This is a genomic window from Methylosinus sp. LW4 (genome assembly GCF_000379125.1).
Classification (GTDB): domain Bacteria; phylum Pseudomonadota; class Alphaproteobacteria; order Rhizobiales; family Beijerinckiaceae; genus Methylosinus.
Window position 1 is genome coordinate 2,682,687 of sequence record NZ_KB900626.1, and the last position, 16,491, is coordinate 2,699,177.

Genomic DNA, 16,491 nt, shown 5'->3' on the forward strand with positions numbered 1-16,491 from the left:
ATCGTCGTCGTGTCGGCGATCGTTCCGAAGGTCGCGCGGGGCGCTCGTCCCGCGAGAAGAGCCGGATCGCTCCGGCCGCGGCAGCGAGCGCCGCGGCCGGAGGATATTGTCTCAGTGGTGGCCCGAGCCGGTGATGCGCGGCAGGGTCTCGAACTGATGGAAGGGCGGCGGCGAGGACAGCGTCCACTCGAGCGTCGTCGCGCCCACGCCCCAGGGATTATTGCCCGCCTCACGCTTGCGCAGGAAAGCCTCCGCGACCGTGTAGAAGAAGAGCAGGACGCTGACCGCGGCGATGGCGGCGCCGACCGACGACCAGTAGTTCCACAGCGCGAACGCGTCCGGGTAGTCGATGTAGCGGCGCGGCATTCCGGCGAGGCCGAGGAAGTGCTGCGGGAAGAAGACGAGGTTGATGCCGATGAAGAGCAGCAGGAAATGCGCCTTCGACAGCGTCTCGTTGTACATGTAGCCCGTCATCTTCGGGAACCAGTAGTAGAAGCCCGCGAAGACGCCGAACACCGCGCCGAGCGACATGGTGTAGTGGAAGTGGGCGACGACGTAATAGGTCTCGTGCAGCTGGCGGTCGGCGGAGGCGTTGGCCAGCACCACGCCGGTGACGCCGCCGAGCGTGAACACGAAGATGAAGCCGATCGCCCACCACATGGGCGCGCGGAAGGAGATGGAGCCGCCCCACATGGTCGCGATCCAGGAGAAGATCTTGATGCCGGTCGGCACCGCGATGACCATTGTGGCGAAGACGAAATAGCGCTGCGCGTTGAGCGACAGGCCGACCGTATACATGTGGTGCGCCCACACGATGCAGCCGAGGAAGCCGATCGACACCATGGCGTAGGCCATGCCGAGATAGCCGAACACGGGCTTGCGCGAGAAGGTGGAGACGATGTGGCTGATGATGCCGAAGGCCGGCAGGATCAGAACATAGACTTCCGGGTGGCCGAAGAACCAGAACAGATGCTGGAACAGGATCGGATCGCCGCCGCCCGACGGATCATAGAAGGTGGTGCCGAAGTTGCGGTCCGTCAGCAGCATGGTGATGGCGCCGGCGAGCACGGGCAGCGTCAGCACCAGCAGGAAGGCCGTCACCAGCATGCCCCAGGCGAACAGCGGCATCTTGTGCAGCGTCATGCCCGGCGCGCGCATGTTGAAGATGGTGGTGATGAAGTTGATCGAGCCGAGGATCGACGAGGCGCCGGCCAGATGCAGCGACAGGATCACATAATCCATCGCCGGCCCGGGATGGCCCGTGTTGGACGACAGAGGCGGGTAGAACACCCAGCCGCCGCCGAAGCCGAGCGAGCCCGGAGCGCCCTCCGCGAAGGTCGACAGCACCACCAGCACCAGCGCCACGGCGAGCAGCCAGAAGGAGATGTTGTTGAGGCGCGGGAAGGCCATGTCCGGCGCGCCGATCATGATCGGCACGAACCAATTGGCGAAGCCGCCCATCAGCGCCGGCATGACGAAGAAGAAGATCATCAGCACGCCATGGGCGGTGATGAACACATTGTAGAGATTCTTGGCCGCGTCGATATTGGTCGGATCGGTCCCGTGCAGCAGCGCGGAAATGCCCGGAAACACCGAGATGCCCGGATGCGCGAGCTCGGCGCGAATGGCCATGGACATCAGGAAGCCGATGAGGCCGCCGATGACGGCGAGGATCAAATAGAGCGTGCCGATGTCTTTATGGTTGGTCGAGAAGAGAAAGCGGCGCAGGCCGGTGGGGTGGTCGTGGTGGGCCCCCGCCTCGGTCGAGATGGCGTCCATGGTCGTGATCCTCGAAGAATGCTTGGCTTTGTTCGGTTGGCGATGCGAGAAGGTCAGCGCGCGGCGCTCTCGTCGGCGACGCGCATGCGCCCGTCGGCCTGGGCGAACTTCTTCTTCGCCTCGACCAGCCATTCTGCGTATTTCTCCTTGGAGACGACGCGGATGGCGGCCGGCATGAACGCATGATCCTTGCCGCAGATCTTCGAGCACTGGCCGTAGAAAATGCCTTCCTTCTCGGCCTTGAACCAAGTCTCGTTCAGGCGGCCCGGCACGGCGTCGATGCGGACGGTGAAGGCCGGAATGGTGAAGGAGTGGATCACGTCGGAGGCGATCACTTGCAGCTTGACGACCTCGCCGACCGGCACGACCGCCTCATTGTCCACCGAGAGCAGACGAACGTCGCCATTCTCGGGCTTCAGCTCGGCCTCCGGCTTCAGGAACTGATCGAAGGAGAAGCCGCCGCCCTGATCCTCGGGATAGGCGTAGGACCAGTACCATTGATTGCCCGTGACCTTGATCGTCACCTTCGGCTCGGGAATCTCGACCTGATGCGCGAGCAGCCGGAAGGAGGGGATGGCGATGAACACCAGGATCAGCACCGGAACCAGCGTCCAGACGACCTCGAGGCCGGTGTGATGGGTGAGCTTGGAGGGAACCGGATTGGCGTTCTCGTTGAAGCGCCAGCAGACGTAGATGAGAAGCCCGAGAACGAAGAGACCGATAAAGCTGATGATGGGAAGCAGAATGACATTGTAGAAAAACTGCGTCTCGGCGCCGACTTCCGTCACTGTCGCCGGAAGACCGAGGCCTCCCGGAGTGGGCTGCCCGATCACCTCGGCGGATGCGACGCCGGCGAGCAGGAGCAGGGAGGATACGGCGCCGGCCATCAAGGCCGCGCGGCGGAGTGTGAGTCGTCTGCCGATGAGCATGAAGATCGCCTCTCGGACCTCAGGAACAAGGTCGTTATGATTTTGTTATCCGGTAGCTTTAGATCGGCCCGAACCCGCCACAAATCCGGCCCGTCAGGTATTCCCACGCGGGTTCAACCACAAACAGCGGCGCCGCGCAATCGCTGCGGCGCCACAGTCTGCCTGACAAAAAGTCGCGCCACCTGGCTCTGCGCAAAATTGCGGCGGCGGCGCCCGGCGGCTTGACAGCGGGCGGCCATTTGCTACGCAGGACCGGAGCTTCGAGATTATTCGTAACGCCCCGATTTGGCCCGCTTTCGATCCTAAGGGCCATAGGAATCCGCATCGAAGAAAAGATGGAGCGAAAATGAGGCCGCACGCCGCCGTTCTCCGGCTCGCGAGGTTGCGACATGTGGTCGCGGGGCTGTTTTTCGCAGTCGCAGCATGTTCTACGGCCTCGCCCGCCGCGGCGCAGGGCGCCGTCAAATCGAAATATGGCGATTGGGAGATTCGCTGCGAGACGCCGGCCGGCGCCGCCGCCGAGCAATGCGCGCTGATTCAGAGCGTCGCCGCGGAGGACAAGGCCAATGTCAATCTCGTCGTCGTGGTGCTGAAGACCAGCGACGGCAAGAGCCGGCTGCTGCGCGTCATCGCGCCGCTGAATGTCTTGCTCATCAAAGGCCTCGGCCTCACCATCGACAAGACGCGCATCGGCGACACCGGCTTCGTGCGCTGCCTGCCCTCCGGCTGCGTCGCCGATGTGGTGATGGACGACGCTCTCGTCGAGCAGCTCAAGAACGGCAAGACGGCCACTTTCGTCATCTATCTGACGCCGGACGAAGGCGTCGGCCTGCCCTTGTCGCTCGCCGGCTTCAAGGAGGGATTCGCCAAATTGCCGTGATGGCGGTAATGGCGTTTTATGACGACGATGGGCGAGAGGGTGAGAGGGCCGATGGACAAGAGACGGATGAAGGGACGCTTTTTCGCGATTCTCTCGATTTCCGCCATTGCGGCCGCGCTGGCGGCGAGCGGCGCGAGCGCCTTCGACTTTCCCAATCCGCTGTCTGTCTTCGGCGGCGGCGAGAAGGAGCCGCAAAAATCCGATCGGCCCGTGCAGGCCGCGCCCGGCGCTGCGGTCGATTGCCCGGAAATTCTCGTCGACACCGGCGCGGCGACGCTGCGCGTTCCGCCGGGAGCGGATAATTCCTCGGTGCGCTATCAGCTGTCGCTGTCGCATCTCGCGCGCGAATGCACAGTGTCCGGCGACCAGATTCTCATAAAGGTGGGCGTGGAGGGCGCGGCCGTGCTCGGCCCCAATGGCCAGCCCGGCTCCTTCTCCGGCGCGCTGAAGATCGCCGCGCGGCGGCAAAAGGACGAATCCATCCTCGCCTCCAAGACCTATCACATCTCGGCGAGCGTTCCCGCCGGCGCCGCGCGCGGCGAGTTCCGCGTGATCTCGGAGCCTCTGGCGGTCCCCTATCTCGGCGCGCAGGCGGCCGATGATTACGAGATACTCGTCGGCTTCGAAGGCGGCGCGGCCGACAAATCGGCGCCGGCGCAAAAGCGCCGCAAGCGCCACGCCCGGACTACAGAAGCTTCCCCGGATTGAGGATTCCCTTCGGGTCGAGCGCGGATTTGATCGCGCGCATCAGCTCGAGCGCCACAGGGTCCTTCACTCTGCGCAGCAGATCGCGCTTCAGCACGCCGATTCCATGCTCGGCGGAGACCGAGCCCGCATATTTCGTCACCAGCCCATGGACGATCTCGTTGATCTCCGCGCGGCGGGCGAGGAAGGCGTCGCGATCGGCGCCCTCGGGCTGCGAGACATTATAGTGGATGTTGCCGTCGCCCATATGGCCGAAGGGCGTCGGCCGCGCGCCCGGCGCATGGGCGACGACGCGCGCGCTCGCCTCCTCGAGAAAGGCCGGAATCGACTCGAGCGGCACGGAGACGTCGTGCTTGATCGAGGCGCCCTCGGGCTTTTGCGCCTCCGGCAGAGTCTCGCGCAGCTTCCATAGGCCGGCGCGCTGCTCCAGCGTCGCGGCCAAAGCGGCGTCCTCGGCGATCCCCTGCTCCAACGCCTCGCCGAGCAATTCGGTCAGCAGCTCCTCGACCCCGCTCTCGGCGGGCGAGGCCAGCTCCATCAGCACATACCAGCCATGCGCGCCGGCGAGCGGATCACGCACGCCGGCGATATGGCGCGTCGTGAATTCGACGCCGATGCGCGGAATCAGCTCGAAGGCGACCAGCGCCGAGCCGGCCCGCGCCTTGGCGAGCGTCAGCAGCCCCAGCGCCGCGCGCGGATCGGAAAGGCCGACGAAAGCGGTGGCGCGCGACCGCGGCAGGGAAAAGAGCTTCAGCGTCGCGGCGGTGATGATTCCGAGCGTGCCCTCCGAACCGATGAACAAATGGGCGAGGTCATAGCCCGTATTGTCCTTGCGCAGCTTGGAGAGGCCGTTGAGCAGCCGCCCGTCGGCGAGCGCCACCTCGAGCCCGAGCGCGAGATCGCGCGTCGTTCCATAGGCGATCACATGCACGCCGCCGGCGTTGGTGGCGAGATTGCCGCCGATGGTGCAGCTGCCTTCGGCGGCGAGCGAAAGGGGGAAATAACGGCCGGCGGCTTCCGCGGCGGCCTGGACATTGGCGAGAATGACGCCGGCCTCGACCGTCATCGTGTCGGAAGCGGGATCGACCTCGCGAATCCTGTCGAGCTTTTGCAGCGACAGCACGATCTGCGCGCCGCTGTCGTCGGGCGTCTGGCCGCCGACGAGGCCTGTATTGCCGCCCTGCGGAACGACGCCGACGCCCGCCTCGTTGCAGAGGGCGAGAACGGAAGCGACCTCGCGGGCGCTTCGCGGCCTGACGATGCAAGGAGCCCGTCCAAAAAAGGCGTCGCGCGGCTCGCAGAGATAGGCGGCCATATCGCCGTGGTCGACGATGACGCCGGCTGCTCCCACGATCGCGCTCAGGCGATCGAGCAGCGCCGTGTCATCGCGTCCTTTTTCGACGGCGGTCAGCGAAGATTGCCTCGATTGCGGACCTTTGCGAGAAGGTCACCAGTGGCGACGGCGATGCGCTTCATCGGTGCGGCGGACCCGCACATAAGCGGCGGCGGCGACAGGAAGTCCGCCGAGGACGATACTGCACAATGTTGCGGCGATAAGCGCATTCATGTGACCATCTCCTTCCAGATTCGAGCCTGGACCCTCGAGGAGCCGGCTCCCCACGCTGGACATGGACGCAAATCCTATGCCCAACTCGGCCGGGCTGGCAAGACAAATTCCCCGCCCAGCCCGAAAACGCTTTCTGAATACCGTCCATTGTCACATGAAATGCATCGCCGGAATGTAGGATTTGCGGGCCCTTCCGCCATCCGTAGACATACCTAGAAATTATGCCGCGCCGGCGCGCGCTCAGCGCGACAGCAGGCGCCGGCGCGGCGCCGCCTCGGCCGCTCGCTCGAAGAGAGCGACCAGCTCGAGATGCGGCGAATGCCGAAATTGGTCGATCGGCGTGATGAATTTTGCGGCATATCGGCCCTTGCTCAAGACAGCGGCGTCGCGCGCGAAGCTCTGCGGATCGCAGGAGACGGCGACGATGCGGCGCACGGCGGAGGCGGCCAGCGCCTCGGCCTGAGCCAGCGCGCCGGCGCGCGGCGGATCGAAGACGACCGCGTCGAAGCGACTCAGCTCCTGAGGGTCGAGCGGACGACGGAAGAGATCGCGCGCCTGGGCGATGATCGGCCGCAGCCCCCGCGCCGTGCGGGCGGCGCGGTCCAGCGCCTCCACCGCGGCCACATCCGAATCGATCGCCGTCACTTGCGCCTGCGCCGCGAGCCGCAGCGCGAAAGCGCCGACGCCGCAGAAGAGATCGGCCACGCGCTTGGCCTTCTCGCCGACGCCCTGCGCGACGAGGCGGGCGATGGCGGCCTCGCCCTCCGCCGTCGCCTGCAGAAAGGCGCCGGGCGGCGGGAGGACTTGCGTCTTGCCGATCATCACGCCGGGCGGGAGGCGCAGCGTCACCAGCCGCCCGTGATTGGCGAGACGGGCGAGATCGAGCGTCTCGGCGAGCTCCAGCAGAACCAGAGTCTCGCGCTCCTCCAGCTCGCCGGCGCCGCGAATGTCGATATCGAGGCCGCCGGTCGCCGCGGTCACGGCGAGATCGAGCGGCTTGCCGCGCCCGGCGAGCGCCTGCGCCAGAGCGCGCGCCGCGGCTGGCGCGCCGGCGAGGCGCGGCTCGAGCAATGGGCAGGCGTCGATCTCGACGAGATCATGCGAGCGCGCGCGCATGAAGCCGACGCGCGCCACGCCCTTTTCGTAGCGGGCGTGAAAGGTCACGCGCCGGCGCCCGGCGCCATGGGCGTCGATCAGCGGCTCGACCGGCCAGTCGAGCCCGGCGTTGCGCAGCGCGGTCTCGGCGAGGCTGCGTTTCCATTGCGCATAGGCGGGCGCGGCCAAGGTCTGCACGGCGCAGCCGCCGCAAACGCCGTAATGCGGGCAGAAAGCCTCGATGCGATCCGGCGACGGCTCGAGAATATCCACGACGCGGGCGCGCTCGCCCTCCACCTCGGCGAGAACCGTCTCGCCCGGCAGAGCGAAAGCCGCGAAGACCAGCCCCTCCTCCGTGCGGGCGACGCCCTCGCCCTTATGGCCGAGACGTTCGATGACCAATCTTTGCAACATCAAGCCCGCCGCGCATGGAGGAGAAATTCACGATTGCCGTCGCCGCCCTCGATCGGCGAGGCGATGACGCCGAGCACAGGCCAGGCCAAAGCCTCGACCTCCGTGGAAATGCGCGCGCAGACCTCGGCGTGGACGGCCTCGTCGCGCACGACGCCTTTCTTGCCGGCCTTGCGGCCGGCCTCGAATTGCGGCTTGACCAGAGCCAGCAGGCTCGCCCCCTCGGCAGCGAGCGGCAGCACCGGCGGCAGCACCATCGCCAGCGAGATGAAGCTGGCGTCGATCACGATCAGCGACGGCGCCTCGGCCAGATGCGCGCGCGTCAGGGCGCGCGCGTCCTGACCCTCCAGCGAGGTGACGCGCGCGTCACGCCGCAACCGCTCGTGCAATTGATCGTGGCCGACGTCTACCGCGACGACATGCCGGGCGCCAGCGCGCAGCAGCGCGTCGGTGAAGCCGCCGGTCGAGGCGCCGACATCGAGGCAATAGCGATCGCGCGCATCGACGGCGAAAGCCTCCAGCGCATGGGCGAGCTTGACGCCGCCGCGCGAGACGTAAGGATGCGGCGCCCGGGCGACGATCTCCGCGCCGGGCGCGACGAGCTGCGAAGGCTTGGCGATCCTGCGGCCGTCCGCCTCGACGAGGCCGGCGAGAATCGCCTCGCGCGCCTTGGCGCGGCTCTCGAAAAAACCGCGCTCGCACAAAGCCACATCGGCGCGGAGCGGCCCCTGCGCGCTCACCATCTCAGTAGTCGCGCGCCGAGCGCCGCTCCGGCGAGAGTGACGACGCCGATGGCCAGCGAATACCAGACGGCGACGAAGAGCGGGCTGTCGTCGGTGCAATGCGTGGCGTAGAAGCTCGCCGCCAGCGCGCCGGCGACGAGGCCGGCGACCGCCCCGGCCAGCGTCGGCCGGCTGGGCGCGCCGCGCCGCAGCGCCAGAATGAGAATGACGAGCGGCCCCGTCGCGATCAACGGAATGAGCAGGACGCAGGCGCGCGCATTATGTCCGACGAGCCGCGCGCCCCAGCTCTCCGCCGGCGCGGCGACGAGCTCGAGGCCGACCGCGATGAGGAGCGCGAGCAGCGCCAGCAATGGCGCGAAACGCCAATAGCCGGGCTCTGCGCCCGGCGTGGCGAGCCGGCGCAGCAGGCCGACGCCGGCGGCGAGCAGGCAGAGCGTCACCGCGAATTTGGCGAGAAAGCGCAACGTGTGCATGGCCACGCCGAGATCGGCCCGCACACCGATGAAGGCGAGGAGCGCGGCGCCGGCGACGATTGCGGCGGCGACGAGCGCGCCGGCGAAAATCTGCGCGAAGCGAAAGCGCGAGGGCGCATGGTCCGCGACGAGCGCGCCGATCAGCTCTTCCGTTCTCATTTCTCGCCCCTCCGATAGAGCGCCGCCAGAGCCTTGATCGCGCGATGCAGAGCGACGCGCACCGCGCCCTCGCTCATTCGATAGCGCTCGGCCGCCTCCTTCACCGAATGTCCGTCGATCGAGAGGTAGCGCACGAGATCGCGCTGACGCTCGCCGAGCCCGCCGAGCAGACGATCGACATCCTGCCGGTCGACGCCCTCGTCCGCCGCCTCGGGCGCCGCGAGCTCGAAGGCGTCGTCGATCGGCAGCGGCGATTTCGCGCCGCGGCGACGACGCGCGTCGATCAGCTTGTTGCGCGCAATGGTCATGATCCATGGCCCGATCGGCCGGTCCATATCCCAAGTGTCGCGCTTCAGATGAATGGCGAGCAGCGTCTCCTGCACGATATCCTCGGCCTCTGCGACATCGAGGCCGAGCCGCGCGCAATCGCGCCGAGCGACGCCGCGCAGCGTCGGCGTCAGCGACAGCAGCAGCCTCTTATAGGCGCCCGAATCGCCCGCTATGGCGGCGCGCATCAGCACGGCCCATTCCTCCTCGGCGTCTCGCGCTCCCAAATGCCCACCTTGCCATTCGTGAAAAAGCGCTCTCTCGTTACGTCATGCGCGGGGGATGCGTCGAGAGGCGCGTTTTCGGTTCTCGGATTTTCGTTTTTCGGTTCTCGGATTTTCGTTTTTCGGTTCTCGGATTTTCATGGCGCGTCACAAAAACGCCGGACTATTCGCGCCTTCTTAACGAAAGAATCGCAAATCTATCGACGCGCCGCGCGACAGCGGCCTCGCCCGCTGCGGGCGCAGTCGGATTGGAGCTCCCCCTTGCGTAGGTTTTCGAAGTCCGTCTTTTCGTTGAGCGTTCTCGCTCTCGCCGGCGCCGGGACGACTGCGGCGATCGCCGCGGGCGACGCCTATGACGGCCAGGCCGAATGGGCGCAGCGCTATGACGCCGACCCGAGACTGACCGTCTCGCGCTCGACCACCCCCATCCTCTCTGCGCAGACCGTCGCCGCGACCGAGGCCGCCATCACGCAGCTGCAGGAGATCGTCGCGCGCGGCGGCTGGCCCATGGTGCCGGCCGGCCAGCAGCTGCGGCTCGGCTCCAACGGCCCGGCCGTCTCGGCGCTGCGCCGCCGGCTCATCGTCTCCGGCGACATCGGCGCCGAGGCCGGCGTGAGCCCCGTCTTCGATTCTTTCGTGGAAGCCGCGGTGCGGCGCTTCCAGGCGCGCCACGGCGTCAACGCCACGGGCGTCGTCTCGACGCAGACCTTCGCCGCGCTCAATGTCTCCGCCGAGCTGCGCCTGCGCCAGCTCGAGACCAATCTCGTGCGCCTGCGCAGCTTCTCGCGCGATCTCGGCAATCGCTATGTGACCGCCAATATCCCCGCCGCCACTGTGGAGACGGTGGAGAACGGCGCCGTCGTCACCCATCACACGGCCGGCGTCGGCAAGATCGACCGCCAGTCGCCGGTGATGCAGACCAAGGCGATCCAGGTCAATTTCAACCCGTTCTGGACCGTGCCGGCCTCCGTGATCCGCAAGGATCTGATCCCCAAGATGCAGGCGGACCCCAATTATCTCTCCGACAATCACATCCGCGTCTACAATAAGGAGGGCGTCGAGCTCTCCCCGCAGCAGATCAACTGGAACTCGCTCGAGGCGCTGAACTACAAGTTCCGCCAGGACACGGGCGGCGATTTCAACTCGCTCGGCGTGGTGCGCATCGACATCGCCAATCCTTACGGCGTCTATATGCACGACACGCCGGCCAAGGGCATTTTCGGCGACGATTTCCGCTTCGTCTCCTCCGGCTGCATCCGCCTGCAGAATGTGCGCGACTATGTCGCCTGGCTGCTGAAGGAGACGCCCGGCTGGGACCGCGACCATATCGACGAGGCGATCCGCTCCGGCGAGCGCATCGATGTGAAGATCTCTCCCGCCGTGCCGGTCTATTGGGTCTATGTCACCGCCTGGGCGACGCCCGACGGGGTGATGCAGTTCCGCGAGGATATTTATCAGCGCGACGGCCTCGGCCTCGCCGCCTCCATCCCGCAGCAATCGGGTCCGGCGCCGACGCCCGCTCCCTCGCGCCAGGCCTCCCGCTCGCCGCAGCTGCTGCCGGTGTTCGGCGAGGAGGAGAACTGAGCGCATGCGTTGGGAGCAGGCGCTCACGATCCTGCTCCTGCTCGCATGCTATCTCATTCCTTTCGCCTCGACGCTCGCGATGCGCGGGCGGCGGCGGCTCGCCGCCGTATCGATCTTCTGGCTCGCGATCATCGCATTTTTGGCGCAGCCCCTCCTCGACCGCCCGTCCGAACCGAGCTGCGGGCTGGGCGCGATGATCTCATTGATCGTTGCGGCGGTGGTCGCCGCAGCCTTCGCCACGGGCTTCATCGGACGCGTCCTGCTGTCGCGTGATCCGGCCATGACACGCACGCGCGCGGCGACAATCACCGTCACGCTGGGTCTCACAGGCGTCGCCGGCGTCGCTCGACTGTTTCAAGGCCTGTTCAGCTGAACGCTCGCAAGGCTCCGAGGCGGCGGCGCTGGCGCCGCTCCTCTTACAGCAGGCAATCCGTGAAGGCCGGATCGACCGAGCGGCCCCAGCTTCCGTGATAGGCCTCGAGCCGCCGTTCTGCGAGCGTGCGGCCCGTCTCGGCGATCTCCTCCAGCGGCGCGAGATAGATGGTCTCGTCGCGGCCTTGCGCGTCCAGCCTCGCCCGACGGGCGAGGCCGCCGCGCGCCAGAGCCAGCATATCGCGCGCAATGTCGAGCGCCCGCCGTCCGCCGATACGCGCCTCCAAGGCGAGGCGCGGAACATCGGCGCGCAGCGCCTCGCGCTCCTCGGCGCTCCAGCCCTCGATCAGCGCCAGCGCGCCGTCCAGCGCCGCGCGATCGTAGAAGAGGCCGACGAAGAGCGCCGGCAGAGCGGTCATATGGGAGCGCGGCCCGCCATCGGCGCCGCGCATCTCGAGATAGCGCTTCAGCCGCGCCTCCGGGAAAATCGCGCCGAGATGATTGGCCCAGTCGGACATTGTCGCGCGCTCGCCGGGCAGAGCCGCGAGCTTGCCGTCCAGCAGGTCGCGGAAGCTCGCGCCGGCGACATCGTGATAGACCTCGCCGCGCTTCACGAAATAGAGCGGCACGTCCAGCGCGTAATCCACATAGCGCTCGAAGCCCATGCCGGGCTCGAAGGCGAAGGGCAGCATTCCGGTGCGGTCGCCGTCGGTGTCGCGCCAGATTTGCGAGCGCTGCGACAGGAAGCCGCTCGGCTCGCCGTCGATGAAGGGCGAATTGGCGAAGAGCGCCGTGACCATCGGCTGCAGCGCCAGGCCGACGCGCAGCTTGTCCACCATGTCCTTCTCGGATGTGTAGTCGAGATTGACCTGAATGGTCGCGGTGCGGAACATCATGTCGAGGCCGAGCGAGCCGACCTTCGGCATATAGCCGGCCATGATCCCATAGCGCTGCTTGGGCATGGCCGGCGTCTCGCTGCGCCGCCATTTGGGGCTCGCACCGAGATCGAGGAAGGAGACGCCGAAACGGCGCGCCACCGGCTCCAGCGCCGCGAAATGGGCGTCGAGCTCGGCCTTCGTGCCATGGACGGTGGCCAGCGGCGCGCCGGAGAGCTCGAACTGTCCGCCCGGCTCCAGCGACACGGCGCCCATGCCATGCGGATCATAGAGGCCGATGATCGCCTCACGGTCGGTGATCGGCTCCCAGCCGAGCGCGGCGCCCAGACCTTCCAGCAGATCCTTTATGCCGCCGGCCGGCGACGTATAGGGAACCGGCGCGCGGCTTTTGTCGAAAAACGCGATTTTCTCGTGTTCCGTCCCGACATTGAGATCGTCGGGCGTCTTAACGCCGGCCTCGAACCACTCCACGAGCGCATTGCGCGACGTGATCGGCGTCGTATCGTTTACGTCGCGAGCCATCAGCAACTTTCAGTGAGGACCGGCGCAGCGGTCCATATAGGTCGACTTCCCTTTCGGCGGGCGCGAAAGGGCGGGCGCGAACCACAGCGCTTCCGGCGTGGGCGCCGAAGCAATATGCGTTCCGGCTGCTGAATTGGCGGAAAAGCCGCCCGCGCGCAAGACCGCCCCGCCGCGCCGGGCGCCCGGGCGGCGCATGGCTTAACGCTTTCGAGACGAATTAAGCTTATGTTTCTGTTACCGAGACGGCCGTGTTTTCGTCAAATGAAATGCGACGCCCGCTCCCCGGCCGGCCCGCCCGAGGAATTTGATCCATGCCGAATTGCCTGCGCCGATTTCTGGCCGACGAGAGCGGAGCGACCACCCTCGAATATGCGATGATCGGCTTTTTTCTCTCGATCGTGATCCTGGCGGCGACGCGCATCATCGGCACAAAGCTCTCGGCGGCCTATTATCTGCCCGTCGCCAATAATCTGACCTGAGCTCTCAGACCTTCGCCGAGGCGAAGATCCGTCCCAGCAATTCGTCGAGATCGGCCTGCCGCTCGGCCGCGGGCGCGAGCGTCTCGCGAATTTTTGTTCGAGCGGCTTCCAGCGCGTCCACGGGCTCGGCGGCGGGGACGGCCTGCGGCGGCGGGGCCGCCGGCTTCGTCCCGAACAAAGTTCCAAAAAGCGCGCTCAGCCAGCCGCCCGAGGGCGCGAGCGCCGGGGCCGGCGCGGGAGCCGGAGGCTCGGCGGCGCTCTGACGCTCCAGCGTCGAGCCGAGGCCGCCGGCGGCGACGGAGACGAGAATCGGCAGCAGGCGCTGCAGCACATCGGCGCGCAGGCCGCTGTCGCGCGCGACGAATTGCGAGACCTCGCCGGCGGCCGAGGCGGAGCCGAAGAGATGCGCGACAATGGCGTCGCCGCCCTCGACGCTGGCCTGCGAATGGGCCTCCTCGGCGCTCTCGAAAGCGGCGCGATGAGTGGAATCATTGGCGGCGTCGATGACGGGGCGCAGCGAATCGGGCTCTTCGGCCGCCTTGCTCAGCGCCGCGACCAGCGCCGGCAGCAGCGATTCGACCGCCGATCGCGTCTGCCAGGACGCGAGGCCGAAGCGCTCGGAGAGATTTTCGATGATCTGGCCGCCCTGGGCGGACTGTATTATATCGACGATATTCGACATATTCGCCCCCGTCCCCTCAATGGGCCGCGAGACACTCCGGCATTGGCGCGGCCAGTCTTCGTCGATCGCCTGTGTAGCAGATTTTTCGGCAGGCCGCGAGGGATCGGCTCAGAGCGTCGGGCGATCGTCCCCAATGGCGCGGACCCTCGGCTTGACACCTTTCCCTATGCGGGACACACAAAGCGGCGCGCTTCGGCCGCCCCCTTTTCGATCGAGAGGCGCTAGAGGATGAATATTCAGCATCGCCCGTCGTCAAAGCCGCCGTTGAAGATTCTGCTGTGCTCGCCGCGGGGCTTTTGCGCCGGCGTCGTGCGCGCGATCGACGCGGTGGAGCGGGCGCTCGCCAAATTCGGCCCGCCCGTCTATGTGCGGCACGAGATCGTCCATAATCGCTATGTGGTCGAGGCGCTGAAGGCCAAGGGCGCGATCTTCGTCGAGGAGTTGGAGGAGGTGCCGGACACCAAGGCGCCGGTGATCTTCTCCGCCCATGGCGTCGCCAAATCCGTTTCCGCCGAGGCCGCATCGCGCAATCTTCTGGCGATCGACGCCACCTGCCCGCTGGTGACGAAGGTGCATCGCGAGGCGGAGATTCATCACAAGCGCGGGCGAAAAGTGCTGCTCGTCGGCCATTCCGGCCACCCGGAAGTGGTCGGCACCATGGGCCAGCTGCCGCCGGGCGCGGTCGTGCTGGTCGAATCGGTGGAGGCGGTGGCGGAGCTGCGGCTCGAGGATGTGGCCGATCTCGCCTATGTGACGCAGACAACTCTGTCGCTCGACGATTCGCAGGAGATCGTCAGCGCGCTGACGCGGCGCTTCCCGCAGATCGTCGGTCCGCACAAGGAGGACATCTGCTATGCGACCACCAATCGCCAGGGCGCGGTCAAGCAGGTCGCGCCGCAGGTCGATGCGGTGATCGTCGTCGGCTCGCCCAATTCCTCCAACTCGCAGCGCCTGCGCGAGGTGGCCGAGCGCGCCGGCGCGCCCGCCCAGCTGGTCCAGGGCCGCAGCGAGATCGACTGGAGCATGTTCACCGGCATCGGCTCGCTCGGCATCAGCGCCGGCGCCTCGGCGCCGGAGGTTCTGGTCGAGGAGATCATGGAGGCTTTCGCCGAGCGCTATGAGATCTCGGTCGAGACCGTCTCCGCCGCGCTGGAGGATGTCGCCTTCCCGCTTCCCAAGGAGCTGCGCGCGCACGCTTGACGCGCCCGGCATTTCTCCAACCGCGCGGAACTCATGGCCGTCTACACGGATGTCGACGACGAGGAGCTGATCGGCTTTCTCGCCGGCTACGACCTCGGCGCGCTCTTGTCCTGCAAGGGCATCGCCGAAGGAGTCGAGAACTCCAACTATTACCTGCATACGAGCGCCGGCAGCTTCATCCTCACCCTCTATGAGAAGCGCGTCGCCGAGGCCGATCTGCCCTTCTTCCTGGGGCTGATGGAGCATCTCTCCGCCAAGGGCCTCGGCTGTCCGCAGCCGGTGCGCGACCGCGCCGGCGCGGCGCTCGGGCGACTCGCCGGGCGGCCGGCGGCGATCGTCACCTTTCTCGACGGCTATTCCATCCATCATCCCGAGCCCGCCCATTGCGCGCGGCTCGGCGAGGCGCTGGCGCAGCTGCATCTCGCCGGCGCGGATTTTCCGCTGCGCCGCGCCAACGCCCTCTCGGTCGGGGGCTGGCGGCCGCTCTATGCGCCTTTTTCCGCCCGCGCCGGCGAGGTGGCGGAGGATTTGGGCGCGATCGTCGCCACGGAGCTGGAGACGCTGGAGCGCGATTGGCCCAGCGGCCTGCCGGAGGGCGTGATCCACGCCGATCTCTTCCCGGACAATGTGTTCTTCCTCGGCGATCGCGTCTCCGGCCTCATCGATTTCTATTTCGCCTGCGTCGATTCGCTGGCCTATGATCTCGCCATCTGCCTCAACGCTTGGTGCTTCGACGCCGCCGGCGCCTATGACGCAGAGAAGGGCGCCGCGCTGCTCTCCTCATACGCGCGCGCGCGGCCGCTGACGGCGGCGGAGGTGGAGGCGTTTCCGCTGCTCGCGCGCGGCGCGGCCCTGCGCTTTCTGCTGACGCGCTTCGTCGATTGGCTGAATGTGCCGCCGGGCGCGCTGGTGCGGCCCAAGGACCCGCGCGAATATCTCGCCCGTCTGCGCTTCCACCGGACGATCCGCTCCGCGCGCGACTATGGCCTCGGCGCATGAGCGGGCGCGTCGCCATTTGGACGGATGGCGCCTGCTCCGGCAATCCCGGCCCCGGCGGCTGGGGCGCGATTTTGCGCTTCGGCGAGCGCGAGAAGGAGATTTGCGGCGGCGAGACGGGGACCACCAACAACCGCATGGAGCTGACCGCCGCGATCGAGGCGCTGGAGGCGCTGACGCGGCCCTGCAATGTCGATCTGCACACGGATTCGCAATATTTGCGCGACGGCATCACCTCCTGGCTGAAGGGCTGGAAGGCGCGCGGCTGGAAGACCGCCGACCGCAAGCCGGTCAAGAATGTCGATCTGTGGACGCGGCTCGACGCTGCGGCCGAGCGTCACGAGATCGCCTGGCATTGGGTGCGCGGCCACGCCGGCGACGAGATGAACGAGCGCGCCGACGCTCTCGCCCGCAAGGGCATGGCGCCGTTTCAGACGAAAACGCGCTGATCGAGCGAGCGCGCCGATC

At 67.1% G+C, this 16,491-nt stretch carries 17 protein-coding genes; 8 read left to right on the top strand and 9 right to left on the bottom strand.

Annotation, left to right across the window (positions count from 1 at the left end; genetic code table 11):
* Positions 1-111: 111 nt before the first annotated feature.
* Complete coding sequence (ctaD, locus tag METLW4_RS0113445) at positions 112-1,779, bottom strand: cytochrome c oxidase subunit I (protein WP_018266734.1); 1,668 nt, start codon at positions 1,777-1,779, stop codon at positions 112-114.
* Between the two features lie 53 nt (positions 1,780-1,832).
* Positions 1,833-2,708 carry a cytochrome c oxidase subunit II gene (gene coxB / locus METLW4_RS0113450; RefSeq protein WP_018266735.1) on the bottom strand — a complete coding sequence of 292 codons (876 nt, stop codon included), beginning with the start codon at positions 2,706-2,708 and terminating at the stop codon, positions 1,833-1,835.
* A 346-nt stretch (positions 2,709-3,054) separates the two neighbouring features.
* Here coxB and METLW4_RS0113455 point away from each other — a divergent pair, with 346 nt between their 5' ends.
* Both METLW4_RS0113455 and METLW4_RS0113460 read left to right on the top strand, forming a co-directional pair.
* Positions 3,055-3,588 carry an invasion associated locus B family protein gene (locus METLW4_RS0113455; RefSeq protein ID WP_020493741.1) on the top strand — a complete coding sequence of 178 codons (534 nt, stop codon included), beginning with the start codon at positions 3,055-3,057 and terminating at the stop codon, positions 3,586-3,588.
* Positions 3,589-3,639: 51 nt separating this feature from the next.
* The gene (locus METLW4_RS0113460; protein ID WP_018266737.1) at positions 3,640-4,296 is read left to right on the top strand and encodes a hypothetical protein; all 657 of its coding nucleotides are present in this window, start codon (positions 3,640-3,642) and stop codon (positions 4,294-4,296) included.
* Here the strand turns inward: METLW4_RS0113460 and METLW4_RS0113465 are convergent.
* From METLW4_RS0113465 to METLW4_RS0113485, 5 genes are all read right to left on the bottom strand, one after another.
* Entirely contained in the window at positions 4,274-5,644 is a 1,371-nt protein-coding gene (locus METLW4_RS0113465; RefSeq protein ID WP_018266738.1) for an FAD-binding oxidoreductase, read from the bottom strand. The genes METLW4_RS0113460 and METLW4_RS0113465 overlap by 23 nt on opposite strands.
* Before the next feature lie 456 nt (positions 5,645-6,100).
* Positions 6,101-7,369 (bottom strand): class I SAM-dependent RNA methyltransferase, encoded by a 1,269-nt coding sequence (locus METLW4_RS0113470; protein WP_018266739.1) that lies wholly within the window; start codon positions 7,367-7,369, stop codon positions 6,101-6,103.
* Positions 7,369-8,109: a TlyA family RNA methyltransferase gene (locus METLW4_RS0113475; protein ID WP_018266740.1), complete on the bottom strand. Its 741-nt coding sequence runs from the start codon at positions 8,107-8,109 to the stop codon at positions 7,369-7,371. The genes METLW4_RS0113470 and METLW4_RS0113475 overlap by 1 nt, the downstream gene beginning before the upstream one ends.
* The gene (locus METLW4_RS0113480) at positions 8,103-8,741 is read right to left on the bottom strand and encodes an NrsF family protein (RefSeq protein ID WP_018266741.1); all 639 of its coding nucleotides are present in this window, start codon (positions 8,739-8,741) and stop codon (positions 8,103-8,105) included. Before METLW4_RS0113480 ends, METLW4_RS0113475 begins: the two co-directional genes overlap by 7 nt.
* On the bottom strand, positions 8,738-9,256 hold the full coding sequence (locus METLW4_RS0113485; RefSeq protein ID WP_051079677.1) for a sigma-70 family RNA polymerase sigma factor: 519 nt from the start codon (positions 9,254-9,256) through the stop codon (positions 8,738-8,740). The genes METLW4_RS0113480 and METLW4_RS0113485 overlap by 4 nt, the downstream gene beginning before the upstream one ends.
* A gap of 327 nt (positions 9,257-9,583) precedes the next feature.
* Between METLW4_RS0113485 and METLW4_RS0113490 the strand changes: the two genes are divergently transcribed.
* Together METLW4_RS0113490 and METLW4_RS0113495 are read left to right on the top strand one after the other, a co-directional pair.
* Entirely contained in the window at positions 9,584-10,876 is a 1,293-nt protein-coding gene (locus METLW4_RS0113490) for a L,D-transpeptidase family protein (protein ID WP_018266743.1), read from the top strand.
* Positions 10,877-10,880: 4 nt separating this feature from the next.
* Positions 10,881-11,249, top strand: coding sequence for a hypothetical protein (locus tag METLW4_RS0113495; protein WP_018266744.1), 369 nt, complete (start codon positions 10,881-10,883; stop codon positions 11,247-11,249).
* A 43-nt stretch (positions 11,250-11,292) separates the two neighbouring features.
* Here METLW4_RS0113495 and METLW4_RS0113500 read toward each other — a convergent pair whose 3' ends face one another.
* Positions 11,293-12,666: a glutamate--cysteine ligase gene (locus METLW4_RS0113500; RefSeq protein ID WP_026191494.1), complete on the bottom strand. Its 1,374-nt coding sequence runs from the start codon at positions 12,664-12,666 to the stop codon at positions 11,293-11,295.
* 311 nt (positions 12,667-12,977) lie between these two features.
* Between METLW4_RS0113500 and METLW4_RS0113510 the strand changes: the two genes are divergently transcribed.
* Positions 12,978-13,145: a Flp family type IVb pilin gene (locus METLW4_RS0113510; RefSeq protein ID WP_018266747.1), complete on the top strand. Its 168-nt coding sequence runs from the start codon at positions 12,978-12,980 to the stop codon at positions 13,143-13,145.
* 4 nt (positions 13,146-13,149) lie between these two features.
* On the opposite strand, the gene METLW4_RS26545 is transcribed toward METLW4_RS0113510, so the two are convergent.
* Complete coding sequence (locus METLW4_RS26545; RefSeq protein WP_051079635.1) at positions 13,150-13,827, bottom strand: DUF937 domain-containing protein; 678 nt, start codon at positions 13,825-13,827, stop codon at positions 13,150-13,152.
* A 228-nt stretch (positions 13,828-14,055) separates the two neighbouring features.
* Here METLW4_RS26545 and ispH point away from each other — a divergent pair, with 228 nt between their 5' ends.
* The 3 genes from ispH to rnhA are packed head-to-tail and all read left to right on the top strand — an operon-like array spanning position 14,056 to position 16,472.
* Positions 14,056-15,027, top strand: coding sequence for a 4-hydroxy-3-methylbut-2-enyl diphosphate reductase (ispH, locus tag METLW4_RS0113520; RefSeq protein ID WP_018266748.1), 972 nt, complete (start codon positions 14,056-14,058; stop codon positions 15,025-15,027).
* A 33-nt stretch (positions 15,028-15,060) separates the two neighbouring features.
* Positions 15,061-16,026, top strand: a complete 966-nt coding sequence (thrB, locus tag METLW4_RS0113525; RefSeq protein ID WP_018266749.1) for a homoserine kinase — start codon at positions 15,061-15,063, stop codon at positions 16,024-16,026.
* Positions 16,023-16,472 (top strand): ribonuclease HI, encoded by a 450-nt coding sequence (gene rnhA / locus METLW4_RS0113530; protein ID WP_018266750.1) that lies wholly within the window; start codon positions 16,023-16,025, stop codon positions 16,470-16,472. The genes thrB and rnhA overlap by 4 nt, the downstream gene beginning before the upstream one ends.
* Positions 16,473-16,491: the final 19 nt, after the last annotated feature.